23 protein-coding genes are annotated in these 22523 nt (G+C 66.3%); 8 read left to right on the top strand and 15 right to left on the bottom strand.

Annotated features, from left to right (window positions below; all coding sequences use genetic code 11):
• The first annotated feature begins 7 nt into the window (after positions 1 to 7).
• The 6 genes from DAEP_RS0100970 (at position 8) to DAEP_RS0100945 (ending at position 6914) form a co-directional block, all read left to right on the top strand.
• A complete protein-coding gene (locus DAEP_RS0100970) occupies positions 8 to 988 on the top strand; it encodes a type II secretion system F family protein (RefSeq protein ID WP_008556673.1) in 981 nt (326 codons plus the stop codon).
• Positions 989 to 990: 2 nt separating this feature from the next.
• On the top strand, positions 991 to 1581 hold the full coding sequence (locus DAEP_RS0100965; RefSeq protein ID WP_008556984.1) for a tetratricopeptide repeat protein: 591 nt from the start codon (positions 991 to 993) through the stop codon (positions 1579 to 1581).
• A 29-nt stretch (positions 1582 to 1610) separates the two neighbouring features.
• The gene (locus tag DAEP_RS0100960) at positions 1611 to 2459 is read left to right on the top strand and encodes a tetratricopeptide repeat protein (protein WP_027243357.1); all 849 of its coding nucleotides are present in this window, start codon (positions 1611 to 1613) and stop codon (positions 2457 to 2459) included.
• A 3-nt stretch (positions 2460 to 2462) separates the two neighbouring features.
• On the top strand, positions 2463 to 2960 hold the full coding sequence (locus DAEP_RS0100955; RefSeq protein WP_027243356.1) for a prepilin peptidase: 498 nt from the start codon (positions 2463 to 2465) through the stop codon (positions 2958 to 2960).
• A 156-nt stretch (positions 2961 to 3116) separates the two neighbouring features.
• Positions 3117 to 4424 carry a P-loop NTPase family protein gene (locus DAEP_RS0100950; RefSeq protein ID WP_027243355.1) on the top strand — a complete coding sequence of 436 codons (1308 nt, stop codon included), beginning with the start codon at positions 3117 to 3119 and terminating at the stop codon, positions 4422 to 4424.
• 75 nt (positions 4425 to 4499) lie between these two features.
• Positions 4500 to 6914 carry a ligase-associated DNA damage response DEXH box helicase gene (locus DAEP_RS0100945; RefSeq protein WP_027243354.1) on the top strand — a complete coding sequence of 805 codons (2415 nt, stop codon included), beginning with the start codon at positions 4500 to 4502 and terminating at the stop codon, positions 6912 to 6914.
• A gap of 24 nt (positions 6915 to 6938) precedes the next feature.
• On the opposite strand, the gene DAEP_RS0100940 is transcribed toward DAEP_RS0100945, so the two are convergent.
• Positions 6939 to 7196 carry a hypothetical protein gene (locus tag DAEP_RS0100940; protein WP_027243353.1) on the bottom strand — a complete coding sequence of 86 codons (258 nt, stop codon included), beginning with the start codon at positions 7194 to 7196 and terminating at the stop codon, positions 6939 to 6941.
• A gap of 79 nt (positions 7197 to 7275) precedes the next feature.
• Between DAEP_RS0100940 and pdeM the strand changes: the two genes are divergently transcribed.
• On the top strand, positions 7276 to 7926 hold the full coding sequence (gene pdeM, locus DAEP_RS0100935) for a ligase-associated DNA damage response endonuclease PdeM (RefSeq protein ID WP_027243352.1): 651 nt from the start codon (positions 7276 to 7278) through the stop codon (positions 7924 to 7926).
• A gap of 81 nt (positions 7927 to 8007) precedes the next feature.
• On the top strand, positions 8008 to 8415 hold the full coding sequence (locus DAEP_RS0100930; RefSeq protein ID WP_027243351.1) for a PaaI family thioesterase: 408 nt from the start codon (positions 8008 to 8010) through the stop codon (positions 8413 to 8415).
• Between the two features lie 145 nt (positions 8416 to 8560).
• On the opposite strand, the gene folD is transcribed toward DAEP_RS0100930, so the two are convergent.
• The 14 genes from folD to DAEP_RS0100860 all read right to left on the bottom strand — a co-directional run bounded on the left by folD (position 8561) and on the right by DAEP_RS0100860 (position 22404).
• Positions 8561 to 9478 carry a bifunctional methylenetetrahydrofolate dehydrogenase/methenyltetrahydrofolate cyclohydrolase FolD gene (gene folD, locus DAEP_RS0100925; RefSeq protein ID WP_027243350.1) on the bottom strand — a complete coding sequence of 306 codons (918 nt, stop codon included), beginning with the start codon at positions 9476 to 9478 and terminating at the stop codon, positions 8561 to 8563.
• A gap of 106 nt (positions 9479 to 9584) precedes the next feature.
• Entirely contained in the window at positions 9585 to 11261 is a 1677-nt protein-coding gene (locus DAEP_RS0100920; protein ID WP_008554513.1) for a formate--tetrahydrofolate ligase, read from the bottom strand.
• A 189-nt stretch (positions 11262 to 11450) separates the two neighbouring features.
• Entirely contained in the window at positions 11451 to 12026 is a 576-nt protein-coding gene (locus DAEP_RS0100915) for an MOSC domain-containing protein (RefSeq protein WP_027243349.1), read from the bottom strand.
• A 181-nt stretch (positions 12027 to 12207) separates the two neighbouring features.
• Positions 12208 to 14121, bottom strand: coding sequence for an ATP-dependent zinc metalloprotease FtsH (ftsH, locus tag DAEP_RS0100910; protein ID WP_008557569.1), 1914 nt, complete (start codon positions 14119 to 14121; stop codon positions 12208 to 12210).
• Between the two features lie 78 nt (positions 14122 to 14199).
• Entirely contained in the window at positions 14200 to 15453 is a 1254-nt protein-coding gene (gene tilS / locus DAEP_RS0100905; protein WP_008557394.1) for a tRNA lysidine(34) synthetase TilS, read from the bottom strand.
• Positions 15450 to 16277 carry a tol-pal system protein YbgF gene (ybgF, locus tag DAEP_RS0100900; protein WP_027243348.1) on the bottom strand — a complete coding sequence of 276 codons (828 nt, stop codon included), beginning with the start codon at positions 16275 to 16277 and terminating at the stop codon, positions 15450 to 15452. The genes tilS and ybgF overlap by 4 nt, the downstream gene beginning before the upstream one ends.
• A 4-nt stretch (positions 16278 to 16281) precedes the next feature.
• Complete coding sequence (gene pal, locus DAEP_RS0100895; RefSeq protein ID WP_008555374.1) at positions 16282 to 16800, bottom strand: peptidoglycan-associated lipoprotein Pal; 519 nt, start codon at positions 16798 to 16800, stop codon at positions 16282 to 16284.
• Positions 16801 to 16903: 103 nt separating this feature from the next.
• Positions 16904 to 18229: a Tol-Pal system beta propeller repeat protein TolB gene (tolB, locus tag DAEP_RS0100890; protein WP_008554046.1), complete on the bottom strand. Its 1326-nt coding sequence runs from the start codon at positions 18227 to 18229 to the stop codon at positions 16904 to 16906.
• Positions 18226 to 19383, bottom strand: a complete 1158-nt coding sequence (locus tag DAEP_RS0100885) for a hypothetical protein (protein WP_027243347.1) — start codon at positions 19381 to 19383, stop codon at positions 18226 to 18228. Before DAEP_RS0100885 ends, tolB begins: the two co-directional genes overlap by 4 nt.
• A 15-nt stretch (positions 19384 to 19398) precedes the next feature.
• Entirely contained in the window at positions 19399 to 19890 is a 492-nt protein-coding gene (tolR, locus tag DAEP_RS0100880) for a protein TolR (RefSeq protein ID WP_008557137.1), read from the bottom strand.
• Between the two features lie 4 nt (positions 19891 to 19894).
• Complete coding sequence (gene tolQ, locus DAEP_RS0100875) at positions 19895 to 20590, bottom strand: protein TolQ (RefSeq protein ID WP_027236732.1); 696 nt, start codon at positions 20588 to 20590, stop codon at positions 19895 to 19897.
• 106 nt (positions 20591 to 20696) lie between these two features.
• Positions 20697 to 21080: a tol-pal system-associated acyl-CoA thioesterase gene (gene ybgC, locus DAEP_RS0100870; protein ID WP_027243346.1), complete on the bottom strand. Its 384-nt coding sequence runs from the start codon at positions 21078 to 21080 to the stop codon at positions 20697 to 20699.
• Between the two features lie 116 nt (positions 21081 to 21196).
• On the bottom strand, positions 21197 to 21739 hold the full coding sequence (gene thpR, locus DAEP_RS0100865) for an RNA 2',3'-cyclic phosphodiesterase (protein WP_051337306.1): 543 nt from the start codon (positions 21737 to 21739) through the stop codon (positions 21197 to 21199).
• A complete protein-coding gene (locus tag DAEP_RS0100860) occupies positions 21739 to 22404 on the bottom strand; it encodes a hypothetical protein (protein WP_027243344.1) in 666 nt (221 codons plus the stop codon). Before DAEP_RS0100860 ends, thpR begins: the two co-directional genes overlap by 1 nt.
• Positions 22405 to 22523 lie beyond the last annotated feature (119 nt).

Below are 22523 nucleotides of genomic sequence, written 5' to 3'. Positions count from 1 at the left end.
GCGGACCGTGGGTTTTCTGACCGGAATAAACGACTACCTGACCTCGCACTTCGGCGAATTCGGCCCGCTTCTGGCGCTTGGCATTGCCGGGCTGTTCATGATCCTGCTGGCGGTTCCGCTGCTGCTGAACCAGCCCGAAGACCCGCTGAAAAAGCTGCAGAAGAACATCAAGCCGGAAACCCGCAACGTCCCCAAGAAGGAGCGCCTGCGCCAAGCCAACCGCAACGAGCAGCTGCAGAAATTCGCAGGCTTCCTGGAACCGCAAAACGCGGATGAGCTGTCGGCGATGGAGCTTAAGCTGCGCCAGGCGGGCTATCACTCCAAGGACTCGGTGCGCCTCTTCCACTTTGCCCAGTTTGCCCTCGGCCTGCTGGGGCTGATGGGTGGCCTGTTCTTTGTCTACGTGCTCAAGGCCGACATCGACTATGACAGCCAGCAGATGGCCATCCGCATCGTCGGGCCGGGCGCGGCTGGGTACTTGCTGCCGAAATACTGGATCACCCGCCGCATCGAAGAGCGCAAGCAGAAGATCACCGAAGGCTTCCCGGATGCGCTGGACATGATGCTGGTCTGCGTCGAAGCCGGCCAGTCGCTGGACCAGGCGATTGTCCGCGTCGCCAAGGAGCTGCACGCCTCCTACCCGGACCTGGCTGAGGAATTCGAGGTCGTCGCCTATGAGATGAAGGCGGGCAAGGAAAAGGACAGGGTGCTGCGCGACATGGGCACCCGCTGCGGGGTGCAGGATATCTCCTCCTTCGTGACGGTGATGATCCAATCGGCCAGTTTCGGCACCTCGATCGCCGATGCGCTGCGGGTCTATGCCGGAGAAATGCGTGACAAGCGCGTGATGCGCGCCGAGGAAGCCGCAAACAAGTTGCCCGTGAAGATGACCCTTGCCACAATGGGCCTGACGGTCCCGCCGCTGCTGATCATTCTGGTTGGCCCGTCGATACAGGGCATCATGAATATGGGCAACGCAGGCAACTGAACATGACATCACAAGGACGGGCCGCGCCTGTCCGCCTCAGCCGCGCTCTTGCCGCCGCCAGCGTTCTTGCGCTGGCGGCGGCCTGCGCGCCGGGCGGTCTGAAACAGGACACGGGCAGCCCCTGGGCGCCGGGCGCCGATCACCGCAAAACCGCGGAGGACGGCTTGCAGGTCGGCCACAGGCTGATGGCGGCGGGCGAGCACGAGCTGGCGCTGGAGGCCTTCACCCGCGCCGCCCTCGACCAGGGCCTGACGGCCGAGGTGCTGTCCGGCATGGGATCGGCCAAGCTTGGCCTCCGGCGGCTGGGGCAGGCAGAGGATCTGCTGCGCCAAGCAGTCGATGCTGACCCGGCCTGGCCCGAGCCGATGAACAACCTGGGCGTGGTTCTGATGGAACGGGGCAAGACCGCCGAAGCCGTGCAGGTGTTCCAGCGCGCCTATGCGCTCGACAATGGCGAAAGTGACGCAATCCGCGATAATTTGCGCCTGGCCCTCGCAAAACTGGACGATCCTGCGCATACTGAGCCGCAAAACCAAGATTACAAATTGGTGCGGCAAGGCGGCGGCAGCTACCTGATTCGCCCGGCACCATGACAGAGGCAGAGCAGTAAAAGGACGCACAAATGCGCCAGCAGTTTTTCCTATCCGCTTCTCTGGCAGGGGCGCTGGTCCTGTCGGCCTGCGCAGAGAAGGCCGATGAAACCGTGGAACGGGCCTTTCAGGAAGTGAATGTCATCGACGAGAGCAACCTCAACGATGTCATGATGACCGTGGCCGACCCGAACGAGGCGGTGGCCCATTTCCAGCGCACCCTCAAGACCGGTCCGGACCGGATCGAGCTGCAGCGCGGCCTCGCCTATTCCCTGATCCGCGCCAAGCGCACCACCGAAGGCACCACCGCCTGGAAGAAGGTGGTGTCGATGAAAGGCGCCACCAGCGAGGACCAGGTGCAACTGGCCGGTGCCCTGGTGCGCAGCGGCGAATGGGATGCGGCCAAGGACATTCTGGACAAAGTGCCGCCAACCCATGAAACCTACGAGCGCTACCGGCTTGAGGCCGTGGTGGCGGACGCGAACAAGGACTGGAAGCGGGCGGACAGCTTCTACGAGATTGCCACCGGGCTGACCACCAAACCCGCCAAGGTGATGAACAACTGGGGCTACTCCAAGCTGACCCGCGGCGATTTCGCCGGGGCTGAGCGTCTGTTCGGCGAAGCGATCCGCCAGAACCCGGGCCTGTTCACCGCCAAGAACAACCTGGTGCTGGCCCGCGGCGCGCAGCGCAACTACACCCTGCCGGTGATCCCGCTGGACCAGACCGAACGCGCGCTGCTGCTGCACACGCTGGCGCTGTCGGCGGTCAAGCAAGGCGACGTCAAAGTGGGCGAGAACCTGCTGCGCGAAGCCATCGACACCCATCCGCAGCACTTCGAGGAAGCCTCGCGCTCGCTGGCGGCACTGGAAAACGGCTGATCCATGCAGTTCCCGGCCCATGCCGCCCTGTGGTTTCTGCCCTTCGTGCTGCCGCTGTGCTACACCGTGGCGCTGACCGACCTGCGCGGCATGCGCATTCCCAATTGGGCGGTGGATGTTCTGGCGGTGATCTATGTGGCTGTGGGCGCCATTGCGATGCCCTCCTGGGCGGACTACGGCTGGCACCTGCTGCATCTGCCGGCAGGGATCGGGCTCGGCTTCCTGTTCTACTCCGCTGGCGCCGTCGGCGCCGGCGATGCCAAATTTGCCGGCGCCGCCGCGCCGTTCTTTGCGCTCGGCGATTTGCGGCTCCTGATGATCATCTTTGCCGCGACCCTGCTGGCGGGCTTCACCGCCCACCGGATCGCCAAATACACGCCGCTGCGCCAGCTGGCGCCGCAGTGGCAAAGCTGGGAAACCGGCAAAAGCTTTCCCATGGGCCTGTGCCTCGGCGGCACCCTCGCGCTCTATCTGATCCTGGCCGCCCTGTTCGGCAGCTAGGCCGCGCCGCCGCGGGAAACGGCCACGGATTTTCCCGCCGCCTCCGCGGAAATGCTGCAGCTCTGCCCCGCTGTTGCCACAGTCCTGAATAGTCTGTTTCCAAGGCCGCCTCCCGAACCGGGGGCGCAAATCCGGAATTCAGGAACAGGCACCGCCATGAACATGCATAACCTCACCGTGACGGCCCCGCCCCCGCCCAAGGGGCTGGAGCAGATGCAGCTGCCGCTGGTGATGATGCGGGACATCCTGCTCAAGACCATCTTCCGCAAGAACGCGGAAACGGTGACGGAGATTGCCGAGGCACTCTGCCTGCCCGGCGCCGTCACCCAGGAACTGGTGGACATGGCCCGCGAGCAGAAACTGCTCGAAGCCACCGGCACGCTGAACGCCAACAGCGGCAACGAGATGGGCTATCAGCTCACCGATGCAGGCAAGGCGCGGGCGCTGGATGCGCTCAGCCAGTCGGAATATTTCGGCGCCATGCCGGTGCCGCTGGCGGTCTACCGCGAGCAGGTCAAGCGCCAGTCGATCCGCAACATCCAGGTGACCCGCGACCAGCTGATCAGCGCCATGGGCCACCTGATCCTGCCGAACAGCCTGCTGGACCATTTGGGCCCGGCGGTCAGCGCCGGCCGCTCGATCCTGATGTACGGCCCGCCGGGCAACGGGAAATCCTCGATCTCCAACGGCATCCGCGACGCCCTAGGCGATCATGTCTACGTGCCGCGCGCCATCGAATACGCGGGCCAGGTCATCACCGTCTACGACCCGATCGTGCACACCATGGTCGAGCAGGAACCGGAAGACCCCAACGCCCTGCGCCGCCGCCGACGCTTTGACGAGCGCTACGTGATGTGCGAACGCCCCACCGTGATCACCGGCGGCGAGCTGTCGCTGAACATGCTGGATCTGGTCTACAACCCCACCGCGCGCACCTATCAGGCCCCCTTGCAGCTGAAATCCACCGGCGGCATTTTCATCGTCGACGACCTTGGCCGCCAGGCAGAGCCGCCGCAGGCGCTGGTCAACCGCTGGATCGTGCCGCTGGAGGAAAGCAAGGACATCCTGGCGCTGCAGTCGGGCGAGAAATTCGAAGTGCCCTTCGATACGCTGGTGATCTTCTCCACCAACTTCCACCCGAACGAGATCTTCGACCAAGCCGCCCTGCGCCGGATTTTCTTCAAAATCAAGATCGACGGCCCGGATCAGGAGAACTTCCTCAAGATCTTTGCCATGGTGGCCCGCAAGAAGGGCGTCCCCTTGGATGAACGCACGCTGGTCCACCTGCTCAAGAACAAATACCCCACCATCAGCAACGTTTACGCGAATTATCAGCCGGGGTTCCTGATCGACCAGATGATCGCGATCTGCGAGTTCGAGGGCATCCCCTATCAGATGTCGCCGGAACTGATCGACCGGGCCTGGGCCAACATGTTCGTCAGGGACGAGCAGATCGTGAAATGACCCGGCCCCAAAGTTTTTTATAACTTCGGGCCAGACATTTCTAAAAAGATCTGCGGCAGCACCTACATGGGACGGATGAGCACTCTGCCGCCCGTCATCGAGAACTGGTTCGCCTCCAAGGGCTGGTCCATCCACCCGCACCAGCACGCCATGCTGGAGCGGGCCTCTCAGCCCTGCACCCTGCTGATCGCCCCCACCGGCGGCGGCAAGACCATGGCCGGTTTCCTGCCCACCCTCGCGGAGCTGGCGGACGGCAGCCACGAAGGGCTGCACACCCTCTACATCTCCCCGCTCAAGGCGCTGGCGGCCGACATCAAGCGCAACCTGCGCACGCCCGTGGAGGAGATGGGCCTGCCCATCCGCATCGACGACCGCACCGGCGACACCCCTTCCAGCCGCAAGAAACGCCAGCGCGCCGACCCGCCGCATATCCTGCTGACCACGCCCGAAAGCCTCGCCCTGCTCACCTCCTACGAGGACGCCGCCCGCACCTTCAAGGGCCTGAAGCGCGTGGTGGTCGACGAGATCCACGCCCTGGCCGAAAGCAAGCGCGGCGACCAGCTGATGCTGGCCCTGGCGCGGCTGCAGACGCTCTGCCCGGATCTGCGCCGGATCGGGCTGTCCGCCACCGTGGACGACCCGCAGGCGATCGCCAGCTACCTCGCCCGCCATCCGGACCCCTGCGATATCGTGCTGGCCGACCCCGGCCCCGCCCCTGACATCCGGATGCTGGAAACCGCTGAACCCCCGCCCTGGGCCGGCGGCGGCGCGGCCTATGCGATCCCGGCAGTGATGGCGCAGATCAAGGCGCACAACACCACGCTGATTTTCCACAACACCCGCGCTCAGGCAGAAATCTTCTTTCACAATCTCTGGCTCGCCAACGAGGACGCCTTGCCCATCGGCATCCACCACGGCTCGCTCGACCGGGTTCAGCGCGAGCGGGTCGAGGCGGCGATGGTCCGCGGCGAGCTGCGCGCCATCGTCTGCACAGGCTCCCTGGATCTTGGCATCGACTGGGGCGATGTCGACCTGGTCATTCAGATCGGCGCCCCCAAGAACGTGAAACGCCTGGTCCAGCGCATCGGCCGCGCCAATCACCGCTACAACGCCCCGTCCAAGGCGTTGCTTGTGCCTGCCAACCGGTTTGAAGTGGTCGAATGCCGCGCCGCGCTGGAGGCGGTGTGCGCAAACGATCTGGACGGCGCGCCGCGCGGCCCCGGCCCCCGCGACGTCCTGTGCCAGCACATCCTGATCGCTGCCTGCGCGGGTCCCTTCGACGCTGACCAGCTTTATGCGGAAATGACCCAGGCGGGGGCCTATGCCGCCCTGCCCCGCGCCGAATTCGATGCCTGCCTCGATTTCTGCGCCACCGGCGGCTACGCACTGAAAGCTTACGACCAATGGCAGCGCCTGCTGCAGCGCCCGGACGGCAAGTGGCAGCTGCGCGATCCGCGCGCCGCGGCCCGCATCCGCATGAACCTGGGCACCATCCAGGACACCGACCTGGTCAAGGTCCGCCTGAAACGCAACCGCGGCGGCAAGCCGCTGGGCGAAATCGAGGAAGCCTTTGCCGCCACCCTCACCCCCGGCGACACCTTCTTGATCGGCGGCCAGACCGTGCGCTACGAGGGCCTGCGGGAAATGACCGTGGAAGTCAGCCGCAACCCGGGTAAAAAGCCCAAGATCGCCGTGTTCTCCGGCACCAAATTCGCCACCTCCACCCAGCTTAGCGCCCGCATTCTGGAGATGTTCAAGCAGGACAGCTGGCCCAGCCTGCCGCGCCACACGGCAGATTGGCTGGAACTCCAGCGCGAGGTCTCAGAGCTTCCCCGCGCAGGCTCCCTGCTGATCGAAAGCTTCCCGCATGACGGGCGCGCGCACGCTTGCGTCTATGGCTTCGCAGGCCGCAATGCCCAGCAGACGCTGGGACTTCTCCTGACCAAGCGGATGGAGGAATTGGGCCTCGACCCCCTGGGCTTTGTCTCCACCGATTACGCAACCATGATCTGGGGGCTGGAGGACCTCGCCGACCCCGCCCCGCTGTTCGACATCGGCGCCCTGCGCGAGGGGCTGGAGGGCTGGCTGGCCGGCAACGCGGTGATGAAACGCGCCTTCCGCGGTGCCGCCACCATCGCCGGGCTGATCGAGCGCAACACCCCGGGCCAGCGCAAGAACGGGCGGCAGGCGACGTTCTCCTCCGACATCCTCTATGACACGCTGCGCAAGTACGACCCGGATCACCTGCTGCTGGACATCACCCGCGAGGAGGCCCTGCGCGGCCTGGTGGACTTCGGCCGCATCGAGGAGATGATCGCCCGCATAGACGGCCGCATCACCCACCGGCGGCTGCAGCGGATCTCCCCCCTCGCCGCCCCCTTGCTGCTGGAGGTCGGCAAAGTTCCTGTCAAAGGCGCGGCGGAGGAGAAACTGCTGCAGCAGGAGGCCGCGGCACTGATGCAGCAATCCGGGCTGGACCGGCTGCAATGATACCGTCCAGGGTTCAGCTACCCGTTAGGCGTTCAGGTAGACAATTGCACCAGCGGCAGCCATGGTGACGGTCGCCACACCAAATCCCGTAAGCCCCAAGCGCATCTGAATCGGTTTCAGAGGATCTGACTTGTCTCTTAGGACGGCCTGTAGCAAGTGAAATCCGGTCCGCTTCCAAATCAGCCCTTCCTCGCGCAGAGGTGCGTAGACCGGGTTTTGCAATTGGCGGCGGTACAGCAGAAACGAGACAACGAAAATCAGAATGACAGCGACACCAGCCATGTTTTCCCCGTTGTCTCCCTCAGCAACATCTTAATCTGCCCCGCTTTCATAGACTGCGCCCCCCGTTAAAGGCAACTGTATGACCGGATTTGATTTTACCCTCGCAGGCGCCCGCCTCACCGCCCTTGGCTCCGGCGCGCTCTGGTGGGACGCGCAACGGCTGCTCTGCGTCTCCGACCTGCACTTGGGGAAATCCGAGCGCCGTATGCGGCGCGGCGGCAGCGCCCTGCCGCCTTATGAGACGCGGGATACGCTCATCCGCCTTTCTGACCTGGTGTCTGCCCTGCAGCCGGACACGGTGGTCTGCCTCGGCGACAGTTTCGACGACGACACCGCCTCGCGGGCGTTGCCGGATGCGGAGCAATCGCAACTGGCCACCCTCATGCAGAACCGCCGCTGGATCTGGATCACCGGCAACCACGATCCGGCCCCTGCCGATCTCGGCGGGGAACAAATGCCAGAACTGCAGCTTGCCCCCCTCACCTTCCGCCACATCGCCGATCCTGCTGCCAAGGCCGAAATCTCCGGCCACTACCACCCCAAGGCGCGGGTGCGCAGCACCTCCCGGCCCGCTTTTCTGGTGGACGCCGCCCGCGTGATCCTGCCTGCCTTCGGCACCTACACCGGCGGCCTGCGCAGCAGCGATCCGGCTTTCGCGCCGCTGATGGCACCCGGCGCTCTCGCCATCCTGACCGGGCCGCGCCCGTTGCCGGTGCCAATGCCGCGCTGACCGGTTAAATGGCGCAGCGTCACCTGCGCAAGGCACCCGCGCTCCTTTATGCTGCGGGCAAACCAGCAGAAGGACACCGCAATGGAAGACCGCATCCGCAGCAGCTTCGCCAAGCAAAGCATGATGCAAACCCTGGGCGCCGAGATTGAAAGCGTCGCGGCCGGTGAAGTGGTGATCACCGCGCCCATCCTGCCCGGCAGCCGCCAGCAGCACGATGTGGCCCATGCCGCCCTCAGCTTCGCCATCGGCGACACGGCGGCAGGCTACGCGGCGCTCACGATGATGCCCGCGGACTGCGAAGTGATGACGGCAGAGATGAAGATCAACCTGCTGGCGCCCGGCGCCGGAGACCACCTGCGCGCCACCGGCAAGGTCATCAAGCCGGGCCGCCGCCTTGTCATCGTCACCGCGGAGGTTCACGCAGTGACAGCGAAGGAAGAAAAACTGGTCGCGCTCCTGCAGGGCACAATGGTGCCCGTCACGGCCTGACCCCCGCCTCTTTCATCTTTCCCAAAGGGGCTCCGCCCGTTCGCGGGGGAAACGCTCCACTGGAGCGTTTCCAGGAACCCCGCTACCCCCGCCGGAGGCGTCCGGCGGGAGCGCTGGTTTCAGCCGCTGCTGTTTTGCGCTGCGCTTACGCGGTCAGGCCTTCCGGCTCCGCCAGGTTGTTGGCGCGGCAGGCGGCGGTCACGGTGTTGGCCAGCAGGCAGGCGATGGTCATCGGGCCGACGCCGCCCGGCACCGGGGTGATGGCGCCCGCGCGCTCCGCGGCCGAGGCGTAATCCACATCCCCCACCAGACGGGTCTTGACGCTTCCGTCCTCATTGGTGCCCTTCTCCGGCGCATCGATGCGGTTGATGCCGACGTCGATCACCGTCGCGCCTTCCTTGATCCACTCGCCCGGCACCATCTCCGGACGGCCCACCGCCGCCACCACGATATCGGCGCGGCGCACCACCTCCGGCAGGTCCTTGGTGCGCGAATGCGCGATGGTCACGGTGCAGCTGTCGCCCAAGAGTAGCTGCGCCATCGGCTTGCCGACGATGTTGGAGCGGCCGATCACCACCGCGTCCAGGCCCGAGAGGCTCCCGTGGTGCTCGCGCAGCATCATCAGGCAGCCCAGCGGCGTGCAGGGCACCATCGACTTCTGGCCGGTGCCCAGAAGGCCCACGTTGGAGATGTGGAAGCCGTCCACGTCCTTCTCCGGCGCGATCGCGTTGATCACCAGATCCTCGTCCAGATGCTTCGGCAGCGGCAGCTGCACCAGGATGCCATGCACGGACGCGTCGCTGTTCAGCTGATCGATCAGCGCCAGCAGGTCGGCCTCGGAAGTGCCCGCGTCCAGCTTGTGCTCGAACGAGTTCATGCCCACCTCGACGGTGCTCTTGCCCTTGGAGCGGACATAGACCTGGGAGGCCGGGTCCTCGCCCACCAGCACCACCGCCAGGCCGGGGGTGATGCCATGCTCCTCTTTCAGCCGCGCCACATGCTCCGCCACCTGGCCGCGCACCTTGGCCGCAAAGGCCTTGCCGTCAATCACTGTTGCTGCCATTGCTCTCTTCCTTTCCGCCGGGGGGCCGCCCCCGGATCCGGTCCCGTCATCTCAAAGCTTCAGCGGCCCGGGTGTCCCCGGGCCGCTGCATTCCGTCTGTGCCGGCTCAGAACAGGCCTTCGATCTGGCCGTCCGCATTCAGGCGGATAGTCTCCGCCGCCGGGGTGCGCGGCAGGCCCGGCATCGTCATGATCTCGCCGCAGACCACCACGATGAAGCCCGCGCCGGCCGAGAGCCGCACTTCGCGCACCGGCACCGAATGGCCCACGGGCGCGCCGCGGCGGTTCGGGTCGGTGGTGAAGGAGTACTGGGTTTTTGCCATGCAGACCGGCAGGCTGCCATAGCCCGCCTCTTCCCATTCCTTCAGCTGGTTGCGGATTTTCTGATCGGCCAGCACCTCGTCGGCGCGGTAGATGCGCTTGGCGATGGTCTCGATCTTCTCAAACAGCGGCATGTCGTCCGGGTAGATCGGCGAGAAGTTCGCCTTGCCGGAATCGGCCAGCTCCACCACCTTCTGCGCCAGATCGGCAGAGCCTTCGGAGCCCAGCTCCCAGTGGCGCGACAGCACCGCTTCGACGCCATGGCTGCCGCAGTAGTCCTTCACCGCCTGCACCTCGGCCTCGGTGTCGGTCACGAAGTGGTTGATCGCAACCACCACCGGCACGCCGAAGGATTTGACGTTCTCGATGTGGCGGCCGAGGTTGGCGCAGCCCTTCTTGACCGCCTCGACATTCTCGGCGCCGAGGTCGGCCTTGGCGATGCCGCCGTTCATCTTCATCGCCCGCACGGTGGCCACGACCACCACTGCGGAGGGCGCGATGCCCGCCTTGCGGCACTTGATGTTCATGAACTTCTCGGCGCCAAGGTCGGCGCCGAAGCCCGCCTCGGTGACCACGTAATCGGCCACTTTCAGCGCGGTCTTGGTGGCGATCACCGAGTTGCAGCCATGCGCGATGTTGGCGAACGGGCCGCCGTGCACGAAGGCCGGGTTGTTTTCCAGGGTCTGCACCAGGTTCGGCTGCATCGCGTCCTTCAGGAGCACGGTCATCGCGCCCTCGGCCTTGATGTCGCGGCAGTAGACCGGGGTCTTGTCGCGGCGGTAGGCCACGATGATATCGCCCAGGCGCTGTTCCAGGTCCTTGAGGTCATTGGCCAGGCACAGGATCGCCATCACTTCCGAGGCCACGGTGATGTCAAAGCCGGTCTCGCGCGGGAAGCCGTTGGAGACGCCGCCAAGCGAGGCGGTGATCTGGCGCAGCGCCCGGTCGTTCATGTCGACCACCCGGCGCCAGGCGACGCGGCGCACGTCGATCTCGCACTCGTTGCCCCAGTAGATGTGGTTGTCGATCATCGCTGACAGCAGCGAATGCGCCGAGGTGATCGCGTGGAAGTCGCCGGTGAAGTGGAGGTTCATCTCCTCCATCGGCACCACCTGGGCATAGCCGCCGCCCGCAGCGCCGCCCTTCATGCCGAAGTTCGGCCCCAGCGACGCTTCGCGGATGCAGATCATCGCGTTCTTGCCGATCCGGTTCAGCCCGTCGCCCAGGCCCACGGTGGTGGTGGTCTTGCCTTCGCCCGCCGGCGTCGGGTTGATCGCGGTCACCAGGATCAGCTTGCCGTCTTCGCGGTCCTGCACAGAGTTGATGAACCGCTGGCTCACCTTCGCCTTGTCATGGCCGTAGGGCAGCAGATCGTCATTGGAAATCCCGATCTTCGCCCCAATCTCCTGGATCGGCTTCTTCTGCGCGTCCCGCGCGATCTCAATGTCACTCTTGTAGCTCATGGCAAGGTTCCTGCTGAGTTTGCATACGATCGCCGGCACAAGGATGCCGGTTTCGCGATAGACTTAGCCAATATGCGGCAAAACGCGCGCGTGATTTCCGACATTATCCCGCCTTGAAGCGGCGTGAGCTCTCTCCCTGCTCCGTTCCCGGTTCCCTAAAGGAAACCCGATCGTTCTGAAAGAGGGGCGTCACGGCGCCCAGGCGCGCTGATCCGGCACGAAGAGGGTCAGTTTGGCGCCCAGGGTCAGTGTGCCAGGCCGCTCCACCCAGGCGGTGATTCCCCGGCGGTTCTGTGCCGCCGGCTTGAACCGGGCGCCAAAGCCCGCGTGGTCCTTCTCGATCTCCCGGCCCGGCAGCACGCAGGGGCGGTTTTCCATATCCACGGTCAGGGTCACCCCGTCCGGCCCCTGCAGGCGCGAGGACGGTGGCACAAAGGTGAAATCCGGGATGCCGCGCAGCACAACGGTGGCCCCCAGATGCGCCGGGTCGAGCCGCGCCATCCCCATGTCCGCCGCGATCAGCGCCAGCTCCTCTTCCGACAGGAGGGTCAGCTGGCGCACGTTGCGGATTTCGGTGCCTTCCGGGTGGACGTTGCGCACCCGCACGCAGGAGGCGCGGTTTTCGCCCTCATGGCGCTCCCCCGGGATGCCCCCGAAGCCCAGCGCCAGCGCCTCCGACGCAACCGCCTGCAGGCCTGCTCCTGCCGGGACGCTGCCCAGCCACGTGATTTCACCGCTGAAGCCGCTGTCGCGCAATACCGGCATTCCGGCTCTCCTCCCATGAATACTGCTCTGGGAGCGGAGCTTACAGGCAATTTCCCCAGCTGCCACCCGGGAACGGCCTGGCAGGCTGTCTTCCCGCCGCGGCCCCGCCCCCCCCAAAAAAGCAAACGTCCCGGAGACCGCAGCAGGGTTCCGGGACGCGTTTCGCTTTCTGGCTTGGCGCTTACGCTGTTGGCTCAGGCTCCATGCCGCCTTCCGGCGGGGTTTTCTTGGGCTTGGCCTTCGGGATCGCGGTGACGGAAGCGGTGCCTTCGTCCTCGCCGCCATCCTCATCGTCGCCCGCCTGCGGCGGCTCGCCGTTCATGACCCGCTTGATTTCGTCGCCGGTCAGCGTTTCGTATTCCAGCAGGCCCTGTGCCAGGCGTTCCCACTCCTCCCTATGCTCCGTGAGGATCTGGAACGCGCGCTCATAACCCTCCTGGATAAAGGTCTTCACCTCTTCCTCGATCAGCTCCTTGGTGTGAGCCGAGACCGAGAAGCCGGCGGTGTTCCCGGAATAGCCCTCATGCGCTTCGGCATAGTCGATGTTGCCGACCTTGTCGGACATGCCCCAGCGCATCACCATGGCACGCGCGAGCTGGCTGGCCTGCTGAATGTCGCCGGCCGGGCCGTTGGACACATGGCCTTCGCCGTATTTGATGACCTCGGCCGCCTTGCCCGCCATGGTCATCGCCAGCTTCTGCCCGCACTCGTCCTTGTGCCAGTTCAGCCGGTCCATTTCCGGCAGGCTGACCACCATGCCCAATGCGCCGCCGCGCGGGATGATCGTCGCCTTATAGACCGGATCGCATTCCGGCAGCACCATGCCGACAACGGCGTGGCCCGCTTCGTGGTAGGCGGTCTTTTCCTTCTGGTCCTGGGTCAGCACCATCGAGCGGCGCTCGGCGCCCATCATCACCTTGTCCTTGGCGGATTCGAAATCCTCCATGGTGACAAAGCGGCGGCCGACACGCGCAGCCATCAGCGCGGCCTCATTGACCAGGTTGGCCAGATCGGCGCCGGAGAAGCCGGGGGTGCCGCGGGCGATGATGCGCAGGTCCACGTCCGGCCCCAGCGGGGTCTTGCGGGCATGCACGCCCAGGATCTTCTCGCGGCCCTTGATGTCGGGGTTGCCGACGGTCACCTGGCGGTCAAAGCGGCCGGGGCGCAGCAGCGCCGGGTCCAGCACGTCCTTGCGGTTGGTGGCGGCCAGGATGATCACACCCTCATTGGCCTCAAAGCCGTCCATTTCCACCAGCAGCTGGTTCAGGGTCTGCTCACGCTCGTCATTGCCGCCGCCGTAACCGGCGCCGCGGTGGCGGCCCACCGCGTCGATCTCGTCGATGAACACAATACAAGGCGCGTTCTTCTTGGCCTGCTCGAACATGTCGCGCACGCGGCTTGCACCGACACCCACAAACATTTCCACAAAGTCAGAGCCGGAGATGGTGAAGAACGGAACGCCGGCCTCGCCCGCGATAGCGCGCGCCAGCAGCGTCTTACCGGTGCCCGGAGGGCCGACCAGCAGCGCCCCCTTGGGGATCTTGCCGCCGAGGCGCGAGAACTTTTGCGGGTTGCGCAGGAACTCGACGATCTCTTCCAGCTCTTCCTTGGCCTCGTCGATGCCGGCCACATCGTCAAAGGTGACGCGGCCATGCTTTTCGGTCAGCATCTTGGCCTTGGACTTGCCAAAGCCCATGGCGCCGCCTTTGCCGCCGCCCTGCATCCGGTTCATGAAATAGATCCACACCCCGATCAGCAGCAGGAACGGCAAGAGCGTGATCAGGAACGACTGGAAACCGGACTGCTGCTGCTTTTCAGCGCGCACCGGAATGTCGTTTGCGATCAGCAGAGAGGTGACCTCGGCATCGCCCGGCTTGATGGTGACATAGTTCTGCCCGTCGGTGGTGGTGTAGCGCACCTGCTCCCCGTCCAAGGTGACGGTGCTGACCGTGCCGGTTTCAACCGAGCTTACGAAGTCAGAAAAAGTGCGTTCACGGCTCTGCATCGTGCTGCCGGAACCGCTGAACAAATTGAACAGCGCCAGAATCAGCAGAAACAGAACAACCCAAAAGGCGATATTGCGAGCGTTGCCCAAGGAAAGTTCTCCCTATCAGATAGGCGCACCTCACAGGCCGCCTGCGTTGTGCTTAAAATAAGGATCATTCGGGCAGGTTCAATGAGATAAAAGGGATGCAAAGAACTCTTCTTCGCTTCCTGCCGTTTCCGCCGACCAGCCATTGGCCAATCCGGCCGCAGGCGCAGCGGCCAGCCGGGCGCCGCGCCAGACCGCGGGGGTGCCTTCCAGCACGGGACCCGGCACGCCTGTGGCGCGCCAGTCAGGGCATTGCGCCAGCCCCTGCCGCCCCAGCGCCCGCACTTCGCATCCCTTTGCGTCGCCGCCGAAAATCTTCCACCTGCCGTCCCAAAGCTGCCCCGGCAGCGCAGTTACCCCGTTCACGGCATTATACTCGCGGCAGACCCAGACCTGCTTGGCGGTGCTGACCAGATGGCAGCCTGCCAGCGTGGCGGAGCTGCCGTTCCGCGCCGCCTGGACCGCTTTCTCCATCGGCACCCGGCGCGGCGGATAGGCGGCGCCGGACACCCACTGCACCGCCCGCACCAGCAGCCGGTGGCTGATTTCGACGGGCAAGGTGCGGAATTTGCGCTGGCACAGGACGACTGCGCCCGCCTGCACATGGGCCAGATCGCGGGCGGCCAGAAAGACATACCAGTCAAGCGCCTCACGCGCCTTGGACATGTTCCGGGCAACGCTGGCCAGCACTTCCGGCGTCAGCCCCAGCGGCGCCAGATGCTCCAGCGCCTTGCGAACACGCACCCGCTCAAAACGGGTATCTTCATTGCTTGGATCCTCGGCCCAGTCCACGCCGCGCGCTTCCAGATAGCGGCGCAGCTCGCTGCGGGTCACGTCCAGCAGCGGCCGCAGCAGCGTCACCCCCTTGTGGGTGCGCCGCGCCGCCATGCCCGACAGCCCCGTCACGCCAGAGGCCCGGGCCATGCGCATCAGCACCGTTTCGGCCTGATCGTCCGCCGTGTGGCCAAGCGCCAGCACCGGGATGCCGTGCTGCCGCGCCCAGCCGCACAGCAGCTCATACCGCGCCGCCCGCGCCTGCGCCTGCAGGTTGCCGTCCTGCGGCCTGTCCGCCCAGTGCAGCACCTCATGGGGGATGCCAAGCCGGGCCGCTGCGGCGCCGGCCGCGGCCGCCTCGTCCGCCGAACCGGGGCGCAGCCCGTGGTCGACGGTTGCCGCAAAAAGCTGCACCTCGCCGCTGCCGAAGCAATCGTGCAGCAGATGCATCAGGGCCATCGAATCACCGCCGCCGGACAGGGCAATTCCCAGCTTGGCGGGCAGAGCAGAACGGAACTGACTGCGCACCAGAGCCGGGATATCCCGCCCGGCCTCGGTCAAGAGCAGCCCAGCTTGGCCATCTCGGCCCTGGCCTCTTCTTCCGCGCCGGTGCCCGGAAACCGCACGCCGACTTCGGACAGCGTCACGCAGGCCTGATCGGCCTGCCCCAGACGGCCCAAAGCCGCGCCCAGCTCAAACAGCGCCTTGGGCGCCACCGGGCCGGCGGAATTGCCCGAAAAGGCCGCCAGATAGGCCCGGGCCGCTTCGCGGGTGTCGCCCAGCCCGTCCAGCGCCTTGCCGCGGCTGAACTCAGCCGCTGCCGCCAGCGGGCTGCCCGGATAGGCCTGATTGAACGCCGCAAGCTTTTCTGCCGCTTCCTGGTACTGGCCTTCGGCCAGCAGCGCCTCGGCGGCGTCGAAATCGGCCTGTTCGCCAATCGCCAGCTCGCCGCCCGCGGTGCCGCCGTCCGCGGCTTGCGGGGCAACCGCCACCGCCGCCGGCAGTTCGCCGCCGCCCAGCGTCGTGGTTTCGCCCAAGGCGCCGACGTCGCCGCCTTCCAGCTCGACCAGGCGGAACTCCAGGTCGCCGATCCGGTTGGTGCCATCGGCAACAATCCGGTCGATCCGGTGGCCCAGCTCCTCGGTCTTCTGGGTCAGCCGTTGCAATTCGCTTTCAATCGCGGCGACCCGGTCCAGGACCGTGTTGCCGGAGACATCCGCGGACGGGGATCCGGTGGTGGACAGCTCGCGCCTCAGCCGCTGCACCTCCACATGCAAGACGGTCAGCTCCTGGCGGATGTCCGCCAGGGTCTGCTGGTCCTGCGCCGCCAGCGGCAGCGGCAGCAGCATCACGGAGGCCAGCAGCGCGGTGCGCAGAAGTTTCATGCCGTTACCCCGTCAGTCCGCCCGCCAGCACGGTGACAGCGCGGCGGTTCTTGGAATAGCAGGTCTCGTCCGAGCAGATCTCCAGCGGGCGCTCCTTGCCATAGCTCACCACCTTGATGCGGCTGCCGGAAATGCCCTGGGAGATCAGGTACTCGCGGGCGGCGTTGGCGCGTTTGGCACCCAGGCCGAGGTTGTATTCGCGGGTGCCCTGCTCGTCCGCGTGGCCCTCGATGGTAACCGCGTAATCGCCGTTTTGCGCCAGCCAGCGCGCCTGCCCCTGCAGGGTCGCCTGGGCGGCGGGCGACAGCGTGTGCTGATCGATGGCAAACAGAACCCGGTCGCCCACGGTCTGCTGGAAATAGGCCGGGCTGGCCGGATCCAGTGCCCCGGCGCCGGCACCGGCGCCCGCACCCGCGCCGCCTGCCCCTCCGGCACCGTTCAAGTCGTCATTCCAGGGTTTGTTGCTGCAGGCTGCAAGCCCCAGCACGGCCACTGCCGCGATTGCCAATTTCAAGCCGCTCATGATGTCTGCCTATTCCTTTGCGTTTCTTGCCCCGACATTATCACAAGCCCGGGTCTGGTTCCATGCGGGTATCCCCGCCTTGTTGGCCCTGTTTCCGCAGCATTCACTTTTGCAGCGGCGACCACGACGGGTCCGACGCCCCGTCCGGCGTCTTGACCGGCTTCAGGTTGCGCCCGGTGATATCCACCGAGTAAAGAAGCGCCCGCCCGGAGCTGCCCTGGCTTTCACGGGTGAACATGATCACCCGGCCATTGGGCGCCCAGGTCGGCCCTTCATCCAGGAAGGAGGCAGTCAGCAGCCGCTCCTCGCTGCCGTCGGTGCGCATCACGCCGATGTGGAACCGGCCCTTGTTCTGCTTGGTGAAGGCCACCATGTCGCCGCGCGGCGACCAGACGGGCGTGCCATAGCGGCCCTCGCCGAAGCTGATCCGCCGCGCCTCGCCGCCGCCTGCGGGCATCACATAGAGCTGCTGGCTGCCGGAGCGGTCGCTTTCGAACACGATCTGGCTGCCATCGGGCGAGAACGACGGCGCCGTCTCGATCGAGGGGGCCGAGGTCAGCCGGGTCTTGGCGCCGGTCTCGATATCCATCGCAAACAGGTCCGTGTTGCCGCCTTGGGTCTGAGAATAGACGATAGTGCGCCCGTCCGGCGCAAACCGCGGCGCAAAGCTCATGGTGCCGTCGCCGCTGGACAGCACCTTGCGTTGCACCTGGCCCACGTCCAGCACATGGATCTGCGGGAAGCCGCTTTCATAGCTGGTATAAAGCACCCGGTCGCCGGCGGGCGAGAACCGCGGCGCCAGCACGATGGAGGCGCTGTTGGTCAGGTACTGCACATTGGCACCATCGTAATCCATCACCGCCAGCCGCTTGCGGCGGTCGTTCTTGGGGCCGCTTTCGGAGACATAGACCACGCGGCTGTCGAAATAGCCGCTCTCGCCGGTGATTTCGCTGTAGATGGCATCGGCCACCTTATGCGCCATCCGCCGCCAGCCGTCGGTGGTGCCGGTGAACTGCAGCGCGGTTTCCAGCTCTTTTTCCGCAAACACGTCATAGCCGCGGAACCGCACCGTCAGCCCGTTGCCGGTGACGCTGACCGCGCCGGTGATCAGCGCCTGGGCGTTCACCGCCTTCCAGTCGGCAAATTTCACCGGGCCGTCGAACGCCGTCACCTTGGAGATATGGGCGCTGGCAGGCACCTCCCGGAACAGGCCGGTGCCGCTGAGGTCGGAGGCGATCACCCGCGCGATTTCGGCGGCGTATTCCGCTGCCGCAGGGGTTTCCGGCACGAAATCCGGCACCGCGTAGGGCAGCGGCTCGATCACACCCTGGTCGATTTCGATGCGGAGCGGCCCGGTCTGCGCCGCGGCTGCGCCTGCTCCGGCCAGTGCCGAAGCGCCGATCAGGAGTGCTGCCAGAATATTCCTCATTTGATCCGCATCCTTTCCGGATTGAATGTCATTTCAATATCACGCCATTGCGCGTATTTTTCAGCCGGAAGCTGAAATCCTCCGGCTCCGCAGCGGATAATCGCCCGCCGCGCCGCGTCAAAGGCCTGTTGCGCCGCCGAAGACGCGCCGCCGGTGCTGGACAGCATCCGGATCGACCCGGAGTCCGGCCTGCCATCCTGCGCCAGCGACACCGCAACAACCACGGTTGTCTTCAGCGCGTCGGTGGACAGAGAGCCCACGTTCCAGCACTGCGAAACCGCCACCCGCAGGGCATCCTTTTCCCCCAAGGTCAGCGGCGGGCCGGACGGTTCCGGATCTTCCACATCGGCGCCGCCCGCCAGCGCTTCGGCCAGGGCGTCCGCCACGGCCGAGGATGTGCCGGACGGCTCCGGCTCCTCCGGCTCCTCCGGCTTTGCCGGCTGGGCCGCTTCGGTAACCTGCGTGTCCGGTTCCGGCTGCGGCTGCGGCTTCGGCCGTGACGGCCGGGTCACGGGGCGCTTGGAAACGGCCGGCGCGGCGGAGGCCGCAATGTCCTCGCCCTCGTTCTCCTCGGTGACGATCCGGTCGCTGGCGGCCTCGCGCGCGGTGGCCTCCTGAACCTCCTGCTCGGTCTTGGCGCCCTCGTCCGGCGCCACCTCGGGCTGCACGATGTCGTCGATGCGCGTGTCCGGCTCCGGCGGAGCAACGGGCTCCGGCGCCACCCGGTCCACCGGGCGCGGCGCGGCCTCCGGCCTCACCCGCGGCACCAGCGCGGCGATCTCCGGCTCTTCCGCTGCCGGCGGCGGCGTGTCCGGCACCTCCGGCTCGGGCTGCGCATCGGGCAGCTCTGCCACCTGCGGGTCGGGCTCCGCCGGCGCGACCGGCTCGGGCCGGGAAATCTCGGGTTCCGGGTCCGGCTGCGGTGCGGGTTCCGGCGCGGGCTGCACCTCGGCAGGCTCGTTCAGCGGTGCGGGCTCCGGCGCGACCTGCGGCGCCTTGCGCTGCTGGCTCAGCTTCTCGAACTCTTCCGCGGAGATCAGCGCCACCTGCTGCACATTGGACGGCAAAGGTTCGGACGGGAACCAGGCGCCAAAGACGACCCATCCCATCAGCAAACCGTGTCCGGCAAGAGAGATCTTGGTTCCGGTCTGCACCGTCCGCGTCCCCGCTTACTGATCCGTGCCCTGCGCCTGCCGCCCGTCCAAGGCCGGGCCGCCGGTGTCGGTGACCAGCCCCACATTGGAAAAGCCGCCGGCATTCAGCGCACCCATCACCTGCATCACGTCAGCATAGGCGATCTTGCCGTCCGCGCGCAGGAATACCCGGTCCGAAGACCGCTCCGCCGCAATCGCCCGCAGCTTGGGCACCAGCTCATCGCGCGCCACCGGGGTGGTCTGGATCTCCACCCCGCCCTCGGCGGTCATGGTCACGGTCAGCGGCTCTTCCTCGTCGCCCGGCAGGGCACCTGCGGCGGTCTTGGGCAGCTCCACCGGCACGCCGACGGTCATCAGGGGCGCAGCCACCATGAAGATGATCAGCAGCACCAGCATGACGTCGACGAACGGCGTGACGTTGATTTCCGACATCGGCTGGCCGCGGCGGCGGCGGCGGCCCCGGCGGCGGTCGCCGCCCCCTTGCGGCTGCTGGACTGCGGCGCCCATGGCCTCAGGAGTCCAATTGGCGGCTGAGGATGGTGGCGAACTCATCGGCAAAGGCTTCATAGCCGCCGATGATGCGGTCGCTGTCCGCGCTCAGCTTGTTGTAGAACACCACCGCCGGGATCGCGGCCAGCAGGCCCAGGCCGGTCGCCATCAGCGCCTCGGCAATGCCCGGCGCCACAACGGCGAGGTTGGTGTTCTGCTGCTCCGCAATCTCGATGAAGGCGGTCATGATGCCCCAGACGGTGCCGAACAGCCCGACAAAGGGCGCGGTGGAGCCGACGGTGGCCAGCACCGACAGGCCGCTCTGCAGCCCCTCGGTCTCCTTGGCGATGGCCACATCCATCGACCGGTCGATGCGCGCCTGTGCGCCGGGGATCAACCCGCCGTCGCTGCGGTGGCTGCGCCGCCATTCGGTCATCCCTGCGGAAAAGATTCGCGCCGCCTGGCCGGGAGGCTCGGCGCCGATCTGATCAAACAGCGAATCCAGCGGGTTGCCGGACCAAAAGGCCCGGTCGAAGGCATCCGCCTCCTGCCGCGCCTTGCGGTAATTGATCATTTTCTGAATGATGATGCCCCAGGACCAGATCGAGGCCCCCACCAGCATCAGCATCACCAGTTTCACGGTCACGGTGGCCCGCGCAAATAGGCCCCACATGGAGAAATCAATCTCCTGCGCCAGCGCCAGAGTTTCTGCTTCCATTCGCCTGCTCTACGGTTTTTCCAGCCGTTTATCCGGCCTTATTTGGCAAGACGCTAGCGCAGTTCAATGGCAAAGACCATCAAAACAGGCGGCAGTGTGCCAAATGTTACCGCAATGCGCGAATCTCTGCCGGCAGCCGCGCCGGTTTGCCGCCCGTGGTGATGCAGACGATGGTGACCTGGGCGCGGAACAGCGGCTGGCCGTCGCGGGTGACGTCCTGGATCAGGGTCATCCGGGCGGGGGTTACAGCCTGCATCGAGGTGGTGACCAGCAGCTCCTCGTCGAATTTGGCAGGCGCCAGGTAATCCGCCTCGATGCGGCGCACCACATAGATCAGCCCGGCCTCGCGCATGGCGTTCTGATCGACGCCGATGCCGCGCACCCAGTCGCTGCGGGCGCGTTCGATGAAGCGCAGGTAATTGGCGTGATAGACGATCCCGCCCATATCGGTGTCCTCGTAATAGACCCGGACGGGGAATTGATGGTTCATTGCCTGCGCTCCTGTTGTCCGGCGGGAACCTATTGCACCAGGCAGAAAACCTACAGCAGTTTATAGTTCGCACACCAGCAGCCGCCCCGCGGAACAATGCGGCCCTTGGCAGCCAATCAGCCTCTCAGCTCATACTCCGCCAGCACGTCATACCGCGCCCCTTCCGGTGCAAGGGTGGACTGGTACAGCGCAAAGGTCTCCGCCTCGCACTCCAGCCGGAAATCCGCTGCTGCGGACAGGTAACGGGCAATTTTCTCCACCTGCCCGGCCTCCAGATGCCGGGGGAAGCGCGCCAGCGTGACATGCGGCCGGAAGCGTTCGCGGGGCAGTTCGATACCGGCACTGCGGCAGGCACTGCGGACACGCTCCCGCAGATGGCTCAGCTCCGGCGTTTTCTGCACCTGAGCCGCCAGCACCCGCGGCAGCTTGCCGCCAAAGGTGTCCAGCCCGCGGAAGGCGAGCTGTACCGGCGGCGCGCTGATTTCTGCCAGCAGCTGATGCAGGGCTTCAAGCACGGCCTCCGGCTGATCGTCCAGGAAGGCCAGCGTCAGGTGCATGTTCTCTGCCGGAACATGCCGCCCCACCGTCAGCGGCTCCTGCAGCCGCTCCAGCGCGTCCAGGGCTGCATCCGGCAGCGGCAGGCCCACGAAAGCGCGCATCAGGGCCGCGGCGGTTCCGCCGGCGCCTGCAGGCGCGCGAACAGGCGCAGGGCGTGGGATTTGTCATCTGCCGCCACCGGCATCATCCGGTCATAGGCGGCAGCAATCACACCCGCGATTTCCGGGCGCAGGATGGTGGTGCCGGTCTCCGGCAGCACCGCCAGCGGCGAAGCCTCGGCAAAGGCCGCATCGCCCCACATCAGCGCAACCTGCACTGCCTGCGTGAGCGCCAGCGTCTCGGCCGGAAGCTGCGCCATCGCGCCCTTCATCCGCAGGAACACGAACCCCGCCTTGATGCCGCCCTGATCGTCAAACCGGAAGGCGCGGTACTGGCTGGCGTCCGCCTCCTTCAGCCGGGCGACCAGCGGCTGCAGGCCCGGGATCAGCCGGTCCAGATCCGGCACCTCCAGCAGTTCGTCCCAGTCGCGGAAGAAGAAGAACATCAGGTTCGAGCCCAGCTCCGGGTCGGTCTCGGCCATCTGGTGGCCCGCCAGCGTCATCACCGCCTCCAGCGCGCCCTTGAGGGTCTTGAGGGTCTCGTCCTGCACCCCGAACACGATCGGCGCCACCGGCCGCGCCCAGCGGGCAAAGGCATAGGCGCCGTCACGGCGGGTGAACAGGGCTTCGATCTGCTCCGGCGTCAGGTCTCGCAGCTGGGCGGTCATGGGCGTCTCCTTCGTCTTGCCCCGTCTATGCCGCCTGCGCCGCGCGGCGGCAAGGGGGCGGCAAGGGGGCGGCTCCCGCGCCTGCCCAGCCGCCGGGCTGCGCCAGGCCGCCGGCAGCA

Source organism: Leisingera daeponensis DSM 23529 (assembly GCF_000473145.1).
In the GTDB taxonomy this organism is placed as follows: Bacteria; Pseudomonadota; Alphaproteobacteria; order Rhodobacterales; family Rhodobacteraceae; genus Leisingera; species Leisingera daeponensis.
The sequence above is the reverse complement of the archived record's forward strand: the minus strand, read 5'-3'. Positions and strand labels throughout refer to the sequence as shown.